At 34.4% G+C, this 16645-nt stretch carries 13 protein-coding genes; 3 read left to right on the top strand and 10 right to left on the bottom strand.

Annotation, left to right across the window (positions count from 1 at the left end; all coding sequences use genetic code 11):
- Window positions 1–147: 147 nt before the first annotated feature.
- The 7 genes from DMA14_RS15910 to DMA14_RS15880 form a co-directional block, all read right to left on the bottom strand.
- Window positions 148–816: a bifunctional 4-hydroxy-2-oxoglutarate aldolase/2-dehydro-3-deoxy-phosphogluconate aldolase gene (locus tag DMA14_RS15910; protein ID WP_111425578.1), complete on the bottom strand. Its 669-nt coding sequence runs from the start codon at window positions 814–816 to the stop codon at window positions 148–150.
- A 12-nt stretch (window positions 817–828) separates the two neighbouring features.
- A complete protein-coding gene (locus DMA14_RS15905) occupies window positions 829–1848 on the bottom strand; it encodes a sugar kinase (RefSeq protein ID WP_111425577.1) in 1020 nt (339 codons plus the stop codon).
- A 178-nt stretch (window positions 1849–2026) separates the two neighbouring features.
- Complete coding sequence (gene uxaC / locus DMA14_RS15900) at window positions 2027–3427, bottom strand: glucuronate isomerase (RefSeq protein WP_111425576.1); 1401 nt, start codon at window positions 3425–3427, stop codon at window positions 2027–2029.
- Window positions 3428–3451: 24 nt separating this feature from the next.
- On the bottom strand, window positions 3452–4243 hold the full coding sequence (locus DMA14_RS15895) for a gluconate 5-dehydrogenase (RefSeq protein WP_073417848.1): 792 nt from the start codon (window positions 4241–4243) through the stop codon (window positions 3452–3454).
- A gap of 1 nt (window position 4244) precedes the next feature.
- Complete coding sequence (gene kduI / locus DMA14_RS15890) at window positions 4245–5084, bottom strand: 5-dehydro-4-deoxy-D-glucuronate isomerase (protein ID WP_111425575.1); 840 nt, start codon at window positions 5082–5084, stop codon at window positions 4245–4247.
- Window positions 5085–5182: 98 nt separating this feature from the next.
- On the bottom strand, window positions 5183–6499 hold the full coding sequence (locus DMA14_RS15885; RefSeq protein WP_111425574.1) for an MFS transporter: 1317 nt from the start codon (window positions 6497–6499) through the stop codon (window positions 5183–5185).
- Between the two features lie 46 nt (window positions 6500–6545).
- On the bottom strand, window positions 6546–8012 hold the full coding sequence (locus DMA14_RS15880; protein ID WP_111425573.1) for an MFS transporter: 1467 nt from the start codon (window positions 8010–8012) through the stop codon (window positions 6546–6548).
- 409 nt (window positions 8013–8421) lie between these two features.
- On the opposite strand from DMA14_RS15880, the gene DMA14_RS15875 reads away from it, so the two are divergent.
- Window positions 8422–9360, top strand: coding sequence for an alpha/beta hydrolase (locus DMA14_RS15875; protein ID WP_111425572.1), 939 nt, complete (start codon window positions 8422–8424; stop codon window positions 9358–9360).
- 87 nt (window positions 9361–9447) lie between these two features.
- Here DMA14_RS15875 and DMA14_RS15870 read toward each other — a convergent pair whose 3' ends face one another.
- From DMA14_RS15870 to DMA14_RS15860, 3 genes are all read right to left on the bottom strand, one after another.
- Entirely contained in the window at window positions 9448–10818 is a 1371-nt protein-coding gene (locus tag DMA14_RS15870; protein ID WP_238989984.1) for a PepSY-associated TM helix domain-containing protein, read from the bottom strand.
- Window positions 10819–10953: 135 nt separating this feature from the next.
- Window positions 10954–12183 (bottom strand): DUF4374 domain-containing protein, encoded by a 1230-nt coding sequence (locus DMA14_RS15865; RefSeq protein ID WP_111425570.1) that lies wholly within the window; start codon window positions 12181–12183, stop codon window positions 10954–10956.
- Window positions 12184–12208: 25 nt separating this feature from the next.
- On the bottom strand, window positions 12209–14602 hold the full coding sequence (locus tag DMA14_RS15860; protein ID WP_111425569.1) for a TonB-dependent receptor: 2394 nt from the start codon (window positions 14600–14602) through the stop codon (window positions 12209–12211).
- A 107-nt stretch (window positions 14603–14709) separates the two neighbouring features.
- On the opposite strand from DMA14_RS15860, the gene DMA14_RS15855 reads away from it, so the two are divergent.
- Window positions 14710–15741 carry a helix-turn-helix domain-containing protein gene (locus DMA14_RS15855; protein ID WP_111425568.1) on the top strand — a complete coding sequence of 344 codons (1032 nt, stop codon included), beginning with the start codon at window positions 14710–14712 and terminating at the stop codon, window positions 15739–15741.
- 528 nt (window positions 15742–16269) lie between these two features.
- On the top strand, window positions 16270–16584 hold the full coding sequence (locus tag DMA14_RS15850) for a hypothetical protein (RefSeq protein ID WP_111425567.1): 315 nt from the start codon (window positions 16270–16272) through the stop codon (window positions 16582–16584).
- The last annotated feature ends 61 nt before the right edge of the window (window positions 16585–16645 follow it).

Below are 16645 nucleotides of genomic sequence, written 5' to 3'. Positions count from 1 at the left end.
GTAAATGAAACATTACACCCGATTGAGTAAAATAAAGCCGGCTGTGAGGAATGGCTAGCTAAATTTTTCAAGCGTAATGTTCAATTACAATCTCTAAAAATCTAAAAAAACTTATAAAATAAGGAGTTGGCATGATTACCCCTTAATCTATTTTCTAATATCTTTTATAATGTCAAGAACCTGTTTCACTTTTGCAGTAAGTCCGTCGAAGTCTTTATTGTCAAGTATGTCTTTAGAAATTAACTGCGAGCCCAATCCAACACAAGTTGCTCCTGCATTAAGCCATGAACTCAAACTTTCTTTTGTTGGATAAACACCGCCCGTAGGCATAATGTTAGTCCACGGACATGGGCCTTTGATCGCTTTAATAAACTCTGGACCGTAAGTATCAGCTGGAAATAGTTTTACGATTTCACAACCTAATTCTTCTGCTCTTGCAATTTCTGTCAAAGTACCGCAGCCTGGTGACCAAAGCACTTTTCTGCGATTACAAGCTATAGCTATATCTTCTCTAAAAACGGGAGTTACAATAAAATTTGCCCCTAAACTCATATACAAAGAAGCCGAAGCTGCATCTGTAATAGAACCAACTCCCAGAATCATTCCTGGCAGTTCTGCCAAAGCATATTTGTTTAAAGCTCCAAAAACTTCGTGAGCAAAATCACCTCGGCTAGTAAATTCCATTAAACGGGATCCACCGTCATAACATGCTTTTAAAACTTTTTTACTCAGCTCAATGTCAGAATGAAAAAACAACGGAACCATACCATTCTCTTTCATTGTCTGAGCTACTTCAATTCTTGAATATTTTGCCATTTTTATTTAAAATTACCTTGATACTAATGCAGAACCATCACCATCAATCATATTTTCAACTTCTTTTAAAGTAACCAAGTTATAATCTCCTGCAATAGTATGTTTTAAACAACAAGCTGCAACTGCAAAATCTAATGCTCTCTGGTTATTATTGTATTCTAACAGACCATAGATTAATCCGCCCATAAAAGCATCACCGCTTCCTACACGGTCTACAACTGGTGTAACTTCTTTTACGGCTGCGCTGTAAATTGCTTTTCCGTCGTATAAAATTCCGCCGATTCTCTGGTGCGAAGCACTAACAGAATAACGAAGTGTCGTTGCCGCAATTTTTAAGCTCGGAATCAACTCAAACAATTTATCATATACTGCTGGAAGTGATTTTTCGTCCTGATAATTCGGATTTACTTTCGGGATTCCTAACATGAAATACGCTGTATCTATATCTCCCAAAATCACATTGCTGTATTTTAGCATTTCTGGCATAACCTCACTTGGAGTTTTTCCGTACTGCCAAAGTTTTGATCTATAATTTAAATCGCATGAAATTTTAATTCCTTTTTTATGAGCGACTTTAATCGCTTCTAAACAAGCTTCAGCTGCACTTTCTGAAATTGCTGGCGTAATGCCACTCCAGTGAAACCATTCGGCTCCTTCCAATACTTTTTCCCAATCCACCTGTCCTTTTTGGATAGTCGACATGGCACTGTGAGCACGATCGTAAACGACATTGCTTCCGCGAGTTCCTGCTCCAGTTTCTAAGAAATAGATTCCTAAACGCTCTCCTCCGTAAACAATGTTTTTAGATTCGACATTCATTTTTCTGATTTCTTTTAATGCAGAAAAACCAATTTCATTTTCAGGTAATCTGGTAACAAATTCAGCATTTACACCATAATTAGCCAGAGAAACACATACATTAAATTCACCGCCACCATACGTAGCACCAAATGCTGTAGATTGCGAAAAACGCAAATGTCTTTCTGTCGATAAACGAAGCATAATTTCTCCAAATGCAACTACTCTACTCATTTCTTATATTTTTAATTTTACCATTAAGGCATTAAGAAAATTAAGCTTCACTTTATGTTCTCTTTGCGATTAAAGGTTAAGTTTATTAAGCCTACTCGCTTAATTATCTTTATTATTTAAACAACTATTTATTAAACCAAAAACTTAATTTTCTTAATGCCTTAATGATTAAAAAAAATTAAAATTTGAAATATTCTTTAGCGTTGTTGTATGAAATATCAGCAACTAATTTTCCGATCCATTCCATATCATTTGGAAGTTCTCCACGTTTGATTTCGTCTCCCAAAAGATTACATAAAATACGTCTGAAATATTCGTGTCTTGGGAACGATAAGAAACTTCTAGAATCTGTCAACATTCCAACAAAACAGCTAATTAAGCCCATGTTTGAAAGCGCATTCAATTGTTTTGTCATTCCGTCTTTTTGATCTAAGAACCACCATCCTGAACCAAATTGTACTTTTCCGCGAACGCTTCCGTCGTTGAAGTTTCCAATCATTGTTGCCATAACTTCGTTATCAGCAGGATTTAGGTTATAGATAATCGTTTTAGTCAATTTATCTTTACTGTCTAAAGCATTTAAGAAAGCTGATAATTTTTGTGCTTGCGGATAATCTCCAATAGAATCCCATCCTGTATCTGGACCTAAGATTCTATGCATACGTGCATTATTGTTACGCAATGCACCTAAGTGAAACTGCTGAACCCATCCAAACTCATGATAAGTTTCTGATAAGAAAACTAAAATGGCGCTATGGAATTTTAAAACTTCTTCTGGAGACAATTCGCCGTTTTCTCTTTTCTTTTTGAAAATAGAATTGATTTCACTTTCTGTATAGTTCTCGAAATCAATTTGATTTAATCCGTGATCACTTAATTTACATCCGTTTGCATTAAAGAATTCGATTCTTTTTCTTAAAGCAGACTGTAAATCAGCATATGTATTAATTGCAATACCGGACACATCCCCTAATGTGTCCAGATATGCATTATAACCATCATTAGCAATTAAGATGGCTTTATCAGGTCTGAAAGCCGTACTCATTTTAATTCCAGTTGAGTTGTTCGCGAATTTTTGGTGAAATTCTAATGAATCGATTGGATCTTCTGTAGTACAAACTAATTCAGCGTTTACTTTTTTAAGAAGGTTTTGTGTGCTGTACGCCTGAGAATTTATTTTCTCTGAAGTTTCGATATAAATTTTCTCTGCCGATTTCTCATTCAACAAATCATAAATATCAAAATAACGAGCCAATTCTAAATGCGTCCAGTGATACAACGGATTACGCATTGTGAACGGAACCGTTTTTCCCCAGTTTAAGAATTTATCTTTATCTGAACCATTTCCAGTTACAAACTGCTCGTTGATTCCTAAAGTACGCATTGCACGCCATTTGTAGTGATCACCATTAATCCAAACTTGCGTGATATTGTCGAAGATTTTATCCTCTGCAATAAACTGTGGATTTAAGTGATTATGGTAATCAATAATGGGCTGATTTTTAGAGTAATTGTGGTACAACTCTTCAGCATATTTATTTTCTAATAAAAAATTATCGTGTATGAATTTCTGGCTCATGTCTTTTTAAATATAATTTGAAAATTATTCTTCGTTTGAAGGTTTTCCGATTGTTGCTAAGATTCCTCCATCAACATATAAAATGTGACCGTTTACAAAATCACTCGCTTTTGATGATAAAAATATCGCTGCTCCTGCCAAATCGCTTGGATCTCCCCATTTTGCAGCCGGCGTTCTGCTTATGATAAAATCGTTAAACGGATGACCGTCCACTCTAATTGGTTTTGTTTGCTCAGTTGCAAAATATCCTGGCCCAATTCCGTTGATCTGAACATTGTATTTTGCCCATTCTGTTGCCATATTTTTAGTAAGCATTTTCAAACCACCTTTTGCAGCGGCATAAGCAGAGACAGTATTTCTTCCTAATTCACTCATCATAGAGCAAATGTTGATAATTTTTCCTTGTCTTCTTTCAATCATTCCTTTTGCAACATGCTTAGAAACGATAAACGGACTTACCAAATCAATATCTACTACTTCTCTAAAATCTGACACTTCCATATCTAGCAACGGAATTCTTTTGATAATTCCAGCATTGTTGATTAAGATATCGATTGGTCCAACTTCACTTTCAATTTTCTGAACAGCAGTTTTTACTTCTTGCTCTTCAGTCACATTAAATTTATAACCAACAGCGTTAATGCCCTCACTTTTTAATTCTGCTACAGCATTATCAATTTTTTCTTGAGAAGAATTTCCGTTCACCACAATTGTTGCACCCGCCTGACCTAATCCCTTTGCCATTGCCATTCCCAGTCCGTGTGTACTCCCAGTGATAAGGGCAACTTTTCCTTTTATATCAAATAAATTTGTCATCTTATCTTAAATCAGTGATTTTACAAACATCCATATCTCCGTAATCTAAGTTTTCACCCGCCATACCCCAGATAAAAGTATAATTGCTAGTTCCAGAACCTGAGTGAATAGACCAAGGCGGAGAAATTACTGCCTGATGATTGTTCATCCAGATATGTCTCGTTTCTTGCGGTTGTCCCATAAAGTGGCAAACTGCTTGATCTTGTGGAATATCTAAATAAAAATATACTTCCATTCTACGATCGTGAACGTGAGCTGGCATAGTATTCCAAACACTTCCTGGTTTCAATTCCGTCATTCCCATTTGCAATTGACAAGTAGTTACTACACTTCCAATAATCATTTGGTTTACGGTGCGGTGATTTGCCGTTTCCATTGTTCCCAACTGTAATTTATTAGCTTCAGCTAAACTTACTTTTTTAGTTGGGTAAGTCGTGTGAGCTGGCGCTGAGTTTAAATAGAATTTTGCAGGATTGCTGCTGTCATCACTTTTAAAAGTTACTTCTTTATTTCCTGCTCCGATGTACAAAGCATCTTTAAAACCTAACTCATAAGTTGTTCCTTCTACCACAACCGAACCGCTTCCTCCAACATTTATGATTCCTAATTCTCTTCTTTCTAAAAAATAAGGAGCTTTTAGCGGATCAATAGTTTCTAAAGCTAAATCACCTTTTACAGGAACTGCAGAACCTGCAATGTATCTGTCGTAGTGTGAATAAACCAATACTACTTCATCTTCCTGCATTAAGTCATCAATTAAGAATTCTTCTCTCAATTGCTGCGTGTCATATTTTTTTACAGCTTCGGGGCTTGACGCGTATCTTGAACTATATTTTGTCATAATTTTAAATTAATGTAATCGATTGCACAAAATTATATTTTTATATTTAAATAGCATAATTGAAACGAAAAAAATATTTCAATTCTGTTCATTTTTCTTTATAATTCGACTTTTTTCATTCGAGGAACCAGAATATGCATTATCAGCCAAGCCAATAAATATGAGGCTCCACAAATACAGAACATAATAAAATAACCTGTTTCTACTTTTCCAAGTTTAGTATAGTAAACAAACATGTTTTTCTGAACTAGCAATGTCAGCAAAATTCCGCCGAGCGCTCCAAACATTCCTCCTAATCCGGTAACAGATGCTGTTGCTTTTTTAGGAAACATATCAGATACTGTTGTAAAGATATTGGCACTCCACGCCTGATGCGCCGAAACCGCCAATCCGATTACTAAAATTGCAAACCAGATATTTATAGCTCCTAATTGCTGAGCGAATAAAACCGGCAATACAGCAAATGCATAAAGCAACATACTTGTTTTACGAGCTTTGTAAGCAGGCCAATTGTTATTTATTAATTTTAATGGAAGCCAGCCTCCTCCGATACTTCCAATGCTTCCAATCATATAAACCAATGCACAAGGCCAGATAATTTCTGTCGCATTAAGCTTATATTGCTTCATCAGAAAGTCTGGCAACCAGAACAAATAAAACCACCAAACTGGATCTGTCAATAATTTACCAATTGCAAAAGCCCAAGTCTGACGAAATGATAATAATTTTATCCAAGAAACCTTTTCTTTTGACTCTACTACTACTTCCTCAACTTGATCTGAAGTAATATATTCTAATTCTGCCTGAGATAAACGTTTTTGCTTTTGAGGCACTTCATACAACAAAAACCATAAAGCAAGCCAAATAAATCCAACAATTCCTGTTATTATAAATGCCCATTGCCAACCATAGTTTTCTGCAATATGAGGAACAGTTAAAGGTACGATTATAGCACCAATATTACTTCCTGAATTAAAGATCCCTGTGGCAAGAGCTCTTTCTTTCTGCGGAAACCATTCTGCTGTCGCTTTAATTGCTGCCGGAAAGTTTCCTGCTTCTGTAACTCCTAAAAACACTCGAGCAATTAAAAACCCTCCTGTTCCTGTTGCCAATGCATGTCCAATTGCAGCTAAACTCCATAATCCTGTTGCAATGGCATAACCCAACTTAGTCCCCAATTTATCAATAATTCCTCCCGCAACTAGCATTCCGAGCGCATATGCAATTTTAAATGCCAGTTCAATATTCGAGTAATCTATAACCTCCTGCTCGGGGGTCCAGTGAAACGCTTCTGCCAAAAAAGGCCTAAGGTAACTTATTACATTTCTATCCAGATAATTGACAGTTGTAGCAAAAAAAACTAAACTGCAAATAGTCCAACGGTATTTTCCTATTGCTGCATTAGCTTGGTTCATAATGTGGTTGTGGTTTAGGTTGGTTAGTTAGTTTTGAGAAATCTATTTAGAGATCTGTAATCGGACTGTATTTTGGAACCAATGTTTTCATTACAATCCAGCCTGTTAAATAACAAACTGCACAAATAGAAAATATGATAAAATATCCAGCCTCAATTCCTTTGAATCCCATAAAAGCCATATTGGTATCTTTTGCATAATCAAACAATACTCCAGATCCTTTATTAATCAACGTTGAACCAACTCCACCTGCTAAACCTCCAATTCCTGTAATGGTTGCAATAGCTTTTTTAGGGAACATATCTCCTACTGTTGTAAAAATATTTGCCGACCATGATTGGTGAGCCGCACCCGCAATTCCAATAATAATTACCGGAACCCAATAACTGATATATCCTAATGGTTGTGCGATTAAAGCCAATAATGGGAAAAATGCAAAAATCAACATCGCTCTCATTCTTCCTTCGTACGGATTCATTCCTTTTTTCTCTACAAAATATGTTGGCAACCATCCTCCAATAATTGACAATAATGTAATCATGTAAAGTACAAATAGAGGTAATGCTGCTTCTGTAGAATCCATTCCGTAAACAGAACTTAAATAGGCTGGAGTCCAGAACAAGAAGAACCACCATACACCATCTGTCATAAATTTACCAAATGCAAAAGCCCAAGTTTGTTTGTATTTGAAGCAATCTGCTAAAGACACTTTACCTCCAGCTTCTGGCTTAAAACCAATCTTGCTGTCTTCAATATCATCTTGCTGAATATAAGCCAATTCTTCTGGCGTAACTCTTGCATGCTTTTCTGGTTTATCGTACATAAACATCCAGAATCCCATCCAGACAAATCCTAAAGCTCCGATGATGATAAATGACATTTCCCATCCGAATGATTTTGCAATAAATGGAATTGTAATTGGCGCCGCTAAAGCGCCAACTGTTGCTCCTGCATTGAAAATACTAGTTGCAAAAGCCCTGTCTTTTTTAGGAAAATATTCTGCTGTTGTTTTAATCGCTGCAGGAAAGTTTCCTGCTTCTCCGACTGCTAAAACGAAACGAGCAAAAATAAATAAAGCAACACTTACATTGATAACCAATGCTGTATTGCTTATTGTACTGATTATTTCTTTTGAACCATGAAAGCCTACAAACCATTCACCTGCAATAATTCCTGAAGTTGCAATACCGCAGAAAGCGTGAAGACAGGCTCCAACTGACCAGATTCCGATTGCCCAAAGAAACCCTCTTTTAGTATCCAACCAATCTACAAATCGGCCCGCAAACAATAATGACACTGCATAAAAAATAGAGAACAAAGCAGTGATATTTCCGTAGTCGTTATTGGTCCAGTGAAATTCTGGCGCGATAAAATCGCTCCATGTTAACGACAATACTTGTCTATCCAGGTAATTGATTGTAGTTGCAAAAAATAGCAATGCACAAATACTCCAACGGTATTTTCCTGTGGTTTTGATGCCTTGATTTACTGCAACAGTTTCGGTTTGATTCATAGTAAGTGGGTATTATAGTTTTTGTAATTTTTGGTAATCGTAAAAGACCATATTCACTACTTTCTAAAAATATTAAAATCAATAAATTAACACCTTTGGAAAGAAATAATGTAATCGATTGCACAAATATAGTTTTTAATCTGTACAATCCAAATAATATTGTATAAAAAATTATTTTAGCCTATCAAATAAACATATTACTTAAAAAAAAGAATTCAAAATTACACATTAAACAATATATTTGTTAAAAGCCAATGGGTGAAATTCATCCTTTTTTGGGGTAAAATTGTCCTGAAATTTACAATTAAGAAGAGTATTTTTTGTCAGCTTTGATTAATTTAGCTCATCAGCTGCTTTTTTTTGAAACAAAAAGCATATACTATTACAAACCAAATAATTATATATTAAATTGAAAACTACAAAAACACCATTTTCAAGAGGAATTACATTGAGTTTTCTTCTTTTCTCAGGATTATTTTCTATGAATGCGCAAAATCAAGTTATTCCGTTATGGGATAAAATTCCAGATGAAATACAAGCAGCCAATTACAAAGAAAAACCTGAGTTAAAAGATGGAAAGATGCAGAGTACAAGTCAGGTTTCTGTACCTACTTTAAGTATTTTTATTCCGAAAGAAGTAAAACCAAATCAAACAGCGGTAGTTATTTGTCCAGGAGGCGGTTATACGCATTTGGCATTTGACAAAGAAGGAACAAAAGTCGCAGAATGGTTTAACAGCTTAGGAATTGCAGCTTTTGTACTAAAATATAGAATGCCAACTGATTTGACCATGAAAAACAAAAATGTCGGACCGTTGCAAGATGCTCAAGAAGCGATTCGCTACGTGAGACAGAATGCATCAAAATGGAATATTGATCCTAATAAAATTGGAATTTTAGGTTTTTCTGCTGGTGGACATTTGGCTTCGACCGCTTCAACACATTATGATGATAAAGTGTATGAATCAGCATATAAAGTAAGTGCACGTCCTGATTTTTCATTGCTGATTTATCCTGTAATTTCTATGGAAAATGAAATCACACATAAAGGTTCGCAAACCAATTTACTTGGAAATAATCCTTCAAAAGAGCTAATAAATAATTATTCAAACGAAAAGAGAGTGACTTCTAAAACACCTCCTACTTTCTTAATTCATGCTACAGATGATACTGTCGTTATTCCAGAAAACAGTATTAATTACTATTTGGCACTAAAGAAAAAAGGCGTTTCTGCAGAATTGCATATATATGAAAAAGGTGGTCACGGATTTGGATTAGGCGTTGCTGACACTAGCAAATATTGGACTAAAGATTGCGAAGAATGGCTGAAATCAAACGGATATAACTAAAAAAAGAAAGGCAAAACTTGTAAAAGTTTTGCCTTTTTTCAAAAAAAAAAAAAACAAAAAGGAATTATAAAAACCAATTTTATATGTTTAAGCAGTAACTTCTTGTTCTGCTATTCTTTTCAATTTAGAAACGGGAATTGCTTTAGTTGTCACTTTTGGTTTTGCCGCAGTTTTCTTTTTGCCAAATTTCTGTTTTCCCCACCAAATAATAAATCCTGTGATGGGTAAACTGGCAGAAATTAAACTCGCTAAAAATGCAATAATTTTCCCTGTTAGCCCGAGAACACTTCCTACGTGAATATCGTAATTCATACGTCTGATTTTGTCTGGAATATTTGCTTCTACATATTTTCCTGAAAAAGGTGTCTTAATCGAGATTTCTTTCAAACTCTGCTGATCAAAACTATATCGATCCATATTATAAAAAGTATGTCTTTGCTTATAAACAAAAGCACCAATAGGATCTGCAGGTTTCGCAGGAATACTGATTAAAATTCCAGCTGCTTGAGGATTCTCTTTTCTTAAATTCAGCAAAACTTTGTCTGCTGTTGTAATATTAAATACGGCAATGTGAGTTGTATCTGATTTTGGAGATTCGCGGTTTTCAACCAATGGTTTTCCTCCAGAAGTAACCCAATACAAAGATTTACTCCACCATCCAAAACTCCATACTAAACCTGTTACGGCAATAAAAAACAGGAAAATGCAACTGTAAAAGCCAAATACATTATGCATGTCATAATTGACACGCTTAAAACTGGCATCCCATTTTATTTTAAAACTTTTATCAATAATAGATTTTATCCATTTTGTTGGCCACCACAAAACGATTCCAGAGATCAGTAAAACAACAAAGATTAAAACTGCAACTCCAACGATTGGTCTTCCAATATCATAAGGAAGCCACAAAGCACGATGCCCGTTTAAAATCCATCTGAAAAAGTCAGGAGAATCACTTCTAGAAACCGATTTTATATTTAATATATCTCCAGTATACGGATTCATATAAACGCTAATAAAAGTCCCCTGTCTTCTGCCACCTTTACGCTTTTCATCTTTTCCTTTGCCTTTACCTTTTTCATTCTTCTGAGCTTTTACCTCAGATTTTTCGTTTTTGCTTTCATTTTTAGCAAAATCTTTTCTTCTTTCGCCTTTTTTATTTTCTTCTTTACCTCCTCTTTCGGCATTATCTTTTTTCTCCACAAAATAACCAACAATCGCCGCTTCATCTTTTGCTCCAAAAGTTACGCTTGTTGCTTTTTTATCTTTCATTTTATTATCTGCAATCGTTACCAACTGAGACGGCAATAAAAATGCTTTTTCCTGAGGTTTTACAAAACGCCAGTCTTCGATAAAATCTTTTATTTCATTTTCAAAAACATAAATACAGCCCGTTAGACTGACAATGACCACAATGATTCCAGATGCTAAACCAAGCCACAAATGCAGCCAGGCCATTATACGCTTAAAAAGCGACTTTTTACTTTTTTTCTTATTATTTGGTTTTGAAGAAGAAAACATAATTGGATAGATAAATAGGATAAATAAAAAAACCGTAAGTCCTTATAAAATAGGACTTACGGCAAAAAAATATTAGTATTTTAATTTTTGGATTGCAGTAATTTGTCCGCCTTCCACTTTCATACCTTTTGTTGCAATCGCAGTTGTACCGTTGATAGCGTAAATCCAGTTTCCGTCAGGAGTATTAATACCTACAATTGCAGAACTTCCGTCTTCTGAAGTAATATTGTAACGGCTAGTTACAGAAGTTAATGTTTCTGGAGCATTTGTTACCCACGTAAACGTTTGGTTGTAAACATCAGCAATCGCCATTTTTACTGCACCGTTGTTTTTACCCACATTTCCATACATTAACAATAAGAATTTACCTTTTGAAATATAAGTTGTAGACGAAATTTTATATCCTCCAGATTTTTCCTGAACATTGAAGAAATACGTTTTGTCAAACTCTGTAGTTCCTTTTTTAATTTTTACAATCGCAGAAGGTTTTGTAGAAGTCATTACAGCATTGCTAGTAGCGATAGCACCAGAGAATCCGTAAGCATCTCCATTTTCATCTTGAAATAATCCGTTTGTGAAATAAGCTCCTAAATAACTAGTACGGTTATCTTTGATTACTTTTTCTAATTTCAATTCTGGATAATTGTAAACCGCAACCCAAGTACTATCTGGATTTGCAGTACCAAAGTTGTCTACACCGTCTCCTTTAATACTCATATAAGGCATATACACTTTATCTCCAACCTGAGTTGCCCATGTATAGAAAGCTCTTTCACCGTTTCCAGCCAATTTCTTAGTATCTTGTTGAGCCTCGCCAGTAATAAGTGATTTTTCAGCATCAATTTTGTACATAGAAGCGATAGAAGCACCACTTCTTGGAACTTTAACTGTTAAGATATCTTTGTTGATTGCAGCAAATACATGTACTGTCTCAGCTTGAAAATCTGATTTCTTAACCAATTTACCTTCAGCATTTAAGTTGTAAGTTGTTACAGCTCCTGGATTTCCTTGTCCGTAAAGCAAACTAAAGAAGTTGTTTTGTGCTGTAATATAGTAACGGTATGTTCCATCTTGCTCCAATCCGTTTCCTGTAGTGGTTATAGATCCTGTAGAAACATCATCTGCAGTTAATAAATAATCTGCAATTCCTGCTGCGCCGGTTGTTGCAGTAATAATATATTTAGTTTTCCCTGTATCTGTTCCTCCGCCAGTTTCTCCTGGTTTATCAGAATCGCTGCTGCAAGAAAATGCCGTAAAAGCTATAACAGCTGATAATAACGCTAATGTGGTACTTTTTTTCATTGTATTATAGTGTTTGTATTAAAATTTAATTATTTGATTTACTGAAGTAATATCTCAACTTGATATAGAAAGCTCTACTTGGTTTTTGCAATGAAAAGTTGTCGTAAAGCTTATTGTCTAAAAGGTTTTTACACTCAAATGCTATATTATATTTTCCGTTTGCCATTGTATAAACAGCATTTAAATCATGACTAAACTGTTGAGGAATTTCTAGTTTGCTATCCTTGCTTCCCATACTTGGCCACGACAAATAATAGGTGTGAACATATAGCAGATTATACCCTACTGACAGATTATTTCCTTTTTTCCAAACATTATTAAAGAACATTGTCGCATCTGCATTTCCAAAAAGGTATGGCATGTTTGGAATTCTGTCATTATAAAAAGGAGACACATAATTTTGATTTGGCTCGTACATTGTTTTGTTTCGAATATTCTGGTAAGTCGTGTTAATACCAGCTGTAAAACGATTGCTGTACGAATATCTAATCTCGCCATCGATACCATAATTGGTTACTTTCCCTTGATTGACATTGGTAGTCATGGTTTGATTATTATTTAATGTCGGACGAATAAAGTCGACTGCATTTCTATGCAAAAGATTTACATCAAAAGACAAAGCATTTTTTTCGCGGAAGCTAGTTTGATAACTCGCACCTAAATTGTAGTTGTTACTAGATTCTGGTTTTAAAGCAAGATTTCCTTCTAAATTATCATTCACATTACCAAAGATTTCCTCTGGAGTTGGAAGCCTATATGTCTTTTCATAAGAAGCTTTAATCTGCAGATTGTGTTTCAGATAATAACTTGTAGCGGCTCCATATCCAGTTGTCGAAGTATGATCTACATATTTTTGATAAGCAATGTCGCCAGTAGCTCCTGACGGATTATAACTTCTTGAATAAGTAGTTTTTAATGAATAATCTTTTAAGAAAATAGAAGTACTCCATTTATCGTTATAATCTAACTTATACCCCAATCCTAAAACATTTTTCTGTGTTTTTTTAGGCTGTTTATAAACCAATGATTCAGGAACCAATTCGTCACTTTCTTTACGGTCGAACGTATTAAACGTATTATTGACCATAAAAGAGTGTCTATCATTAAGTGTATAAGTGGCATTCGCAGTTGCTATACCATTGTTATTATAGAACTTGCGAAGCGTTCGGCTTCTTTCTCCTCCTGCTCCTGCATATTGTTTATAATCACCAAACCAATTGTATCTTCTAAAAACGGTATCGATATTCTGCTCGTAACCAAAATTGTAGTTACCTGTAACATTCACATTCAGCCCTTTGGTAAATAAATCTTTAACCTGATACTTTAAAGTTGGCATTACAATGCTTCCTTTTCTGTAAATCTTTCCAAAAACGCTTACCATTCTTGCACCAGTCTGAATATCTGCTTGATTTTCTCCACCAGTAAAACCAATCATTAATTTATCAGCATATTTTTTACCTGTTACCCCAACATTTACAATCACTGTTTCGTTGCGATATTTATCATGAAAACGTCTAACTCTCTGATTTGGGAAATAAGCTCCTGTATTTAAATCGGCTACATCTACATTTACCCAATAATTGTTATCTGAATAGTTTTGAAAAGCATTAATTTCGGTTGTAAAACCACTTTTTGCAGTATAACCCGCGTTTATGCTTGAACGATGCGTATTGAAAGATCCGAACGAATAAGAAGCGTCTACAAAAGTTCTTGGTTTGCTATTCGTTACGATATTTATCGCTCCACCCAAAGCATCTCCTCCCAACCAGATTGGCACAACACCTTTGTAAACTTCTACACGATCGGCAAGATTGATTGGAATATTATTCATTTGAAAAGAAGAACCGAAATTATCCATAGGAACTCCATCAATAAAAACTTTAATCTGATTTCCTGAGAATCCGTTGATCGAAAGCTCCGATCTTGAACCTACTCCACCCGCTTCACGGTTACGAACACCTGAAACGCGATCTAAAGCATGAGATAAATCTAGCGTTGAATTGTGCAGTTTTTTAGCATCAATTGCAGTTACGCTGTAAGCTTGTTTGTTTACTTTATCGGTTTGTGATCTTCCAAGAACTGTAACACTTTCTAATTCTTGCAATTCGCTTTCCATTTTAATAGTAATTTCTAAATTACTTCCTAAAACTTCAATCTGTTTTTTCTGAACAGCAAATCCCAATGCTGAGATTTTTAGTGTATGTTTTCCTGAAGGCACATTTTTTAAAATATAATTTCCGTTTTCATCCGAAATAACGCTTAAACCTGTTTTCTCGACAACAACAGTCGCGAACGGAATTGTTTCTCCAGAATTTTCAACAACTTTTCCAGACACTGTAAAACCTTGATTTTGCTGGGAAAATGATAAGAACGTAGTTAGAAAAAATAAACTGGCAAATAAAAATTTTTGAGCTGACATATATTTAATTAGACTAATTATAAATAACTTTGCTGCAAAAGTACCATCAACGTCTTTAAAAAAGATAGGGAAAAACGGATTATTATTTTGTAAAAACGGATTAAATTTTGAAAATCAACGCCACCCTTTTAACGTCAGAAACGCCTATAATTAAAATTGAAATTGGAGATAAATATTATCCGAAAAGTATTTTAACCGAAGAAAATGTCAACATTGAAAATGGAGATTCGGAAAAAATTATAAGCCGTCATCTTATAACGGAAGGATTGGTTCTTCTTGATACTCAGATGTATTATTCAACACCAAAAACTGTTAGTTTTGAGATTGATGAAGAATCGGTTGTCATGAATTTCATTTACAGCAGTAATGTCGAAACCCATATTGATCAATTGGAAAGCGAAAAATATTCAAAAAAAAACACGCATAATATTTTCTACACCAATAGTTTTAAAGCCACCTTTAACATTCCACCTTTTACAGAAATCAATTATTTGTCAATTATTCTTTCTAAAGAGTTTTATTATAACATTATCAATGAAGACTGGCAATTACATGAAAAATTTTCAAAGAAAATCCTTCAAAAACAATCTAGCTACTTAACTTCAAAATATCTTCCTTTTACACCTGCAATTCAATGGGTAACATCTGAAATTAAAAACTGCACTCGCGAAGGTGTTCTAAAAAGAATTTATATCGAAAGTAAAATTAAAGAGCTTCTCATTCATCAGCTAGAAACATTAATTATCAAACCTTTAGAAGCAGAAAACATAAATCAAGAAGATTACGATAAACTTCTAGAAGCAAAAAAAATATTAGAAAACGATTATAGAAACACACCTACTCTTCCAGAACTTTCGAGACTTATTTCGTTAAACGAATTCAAACTAAAAAGAGGCTTTAAAGCTTGTTTTGGAACCACTGTCAAAAGTTATATCATTAAACTTAGAATGGAACATGCGAAAGAATTATTTCAAAACAAAACGGCTACAGTAAGCGAAGCAGCTTATAAATGTGGCTACAAAGATGTCTCGCATTTTTCTGCAGCATTCAAAAACTATTACGGATCTTCGCCTCAAAAGTTTAAAATCAACACCGATATTATTCAGTTCTGGCTAATTGGCTTTTCATTATTGTGGTAAAAAAAAGGGTCTTAAAATTACGTCCGTCGACTTAATCTTAAAACCCTAAAAAAATTAGACATTAATGTATATTGCAAACTTATATACAAGTACCCACGATCAAATGAATATGTCAAATTCAATGTAAAAACGTTTCTCCAAAAACAGTTTTCTGTAGAAATTAAATGATCCCCAAAAAGGTAAAGGCTACCATCTTTTCAAATTTCTACAGGCCAAAATTAGAATTCACATTATAGATAACCTTACGGTTTTCCTCATTGTGTGAAAAAATTAACATTCTTAACTTTAATTTAAAACCTTAAGTAATTGTACTGCAAAATATTGTCAGAATCCTATTTAACGTAAATTTGTGAAAGAAAATACTAGATTCTTTTCCAGATATGCGCCAAAAAAACTCAAGAAACACATTTCTTGTCCTAGATTAAGTCGCTTTTCTTAAAACCCTCCCTACATTTGTGAGTAATTCTTTAATTAGATAATTAGAATCTCAGAACCTTAGTATCTTAGCATCTTAGAACCTCAAAAAAAATGAAACAGTTGCAATTTTTATTACTCGGAAAAAATGAAGCTATTTTAGCTATTTTACTTCGTCTGGTTAATGCAGATGAAAACTGGAATGCCATTGCTTTTAATAACGAAAAAGAAGCACAAGAGCACTTTCTTAACCATAAAATCGATATTGTTCTTTTAAGTTCTGCAATTGAAGATCATGTAGAAAAAGAATTTACAGCTTTCTGCTTAAAAACTCAACCAGACGTTGAAGTCATTGAACATTTTGGAGGCGGAAGCGGTTTATTGAAATCTGAAATTCTGCACAGATTACATCTAAAAGGGAAAATTTAGGCACACTTTTTTTCTCTTTTAAACATAATAAAACTACACTTGTAGATTATAAGAAATTTAT

It is taken from the genome of Flavobacterium sharifuzzamanii, from assembly GCF_003254585.1.
Classification (GTDB): Bacteria; Bacteroidota; Bacteroidia; order Flavobacteriales; family Flavobacteriaceae; genus Flavobacterium; species Flavobacterium sharifuzzamanii.
This window is presented reverse-complemented; position numbering and strand designations above follow the sequence as displayed.

Bases quoted from the DNA above. Each gene is read 5' to 3' on its own strand.
- DMA14_RS15870 (WP_238989984.1), bottom strand. From the start codon at position 10,818: ATGGCCTGGCTGCATTTGTGGCTTGGTTTAGCATCTGGAATCATTGTG.
- DMA14_RS15895 (WP_073417848.1), bottom strand. From the start codon at position 4,243: ATGACAAATTTATTTGATATAAAAGGAAAAGTTGCCCTTATCACTGGG.
- DMA14_RS15885 (WP_111425574.1), bottom strand. From the start codon at position 6,499: ATGAACCAAGCTAATGCAGCAATAGGAAAATACCGTTGGACTATTTGC.
- DMA14_RS15910 (WP_111425578.1), bottom strand. From the start codon at position 816: ATGGCAAAATATTCAAGAATTGAAGTAGCTCAGACAATGAAAGAGAAT.
- DMA14_RS15905 (WP_111425577.1), bottom strand. From the start codon at position 1,848: ATGAGTAGAGTAGTTGCATTTGGAGAAATTATGCTTCGTTTATCGACA.
- DMA14_RS15850 (WP_111425567.1), top strand. From the start codon at position 16,270: ATGAAACAGTTGCAATTTTTATTACTCGGAAAAAATGAAGCTATTTTA.
- DMA14_RS15880 (WP_111425573.1), bottom strand. From the start codon at position 8,012: ATGAATCAAACCGAAACTGTTGCAGTAAATCAAGGCATCAAAACCACA.
- DMA14_RS15865 (WP_111425570.1), bottom strand. From the start codon at position 12,183: ATGAAAAAAAGTACCACATTAGCGTTATTATCAGCTGTTATAGCTTTT.
- DMA14_RS15860 (WP_111425569.1), bottom strand. From the start codon at position 14,602: ATGTCAGCTCAAAAATTTTTATTTGCCAGTTTATTTTTTCTAACTACG.
- uxaC (WP_111425576.1), bottom strand. From the start codon at position 3,427: ATGAGCCAGAAATTCATACACGATAATTTTTTATTAGAAAATAAATAT.
- kduI (WP_111425575.1), bottom strand. From the start codon at position 5,084: ATGACAAAATATAGTTCAAGATACGCGTCAAGCCCCGAAGCTGTAAAA.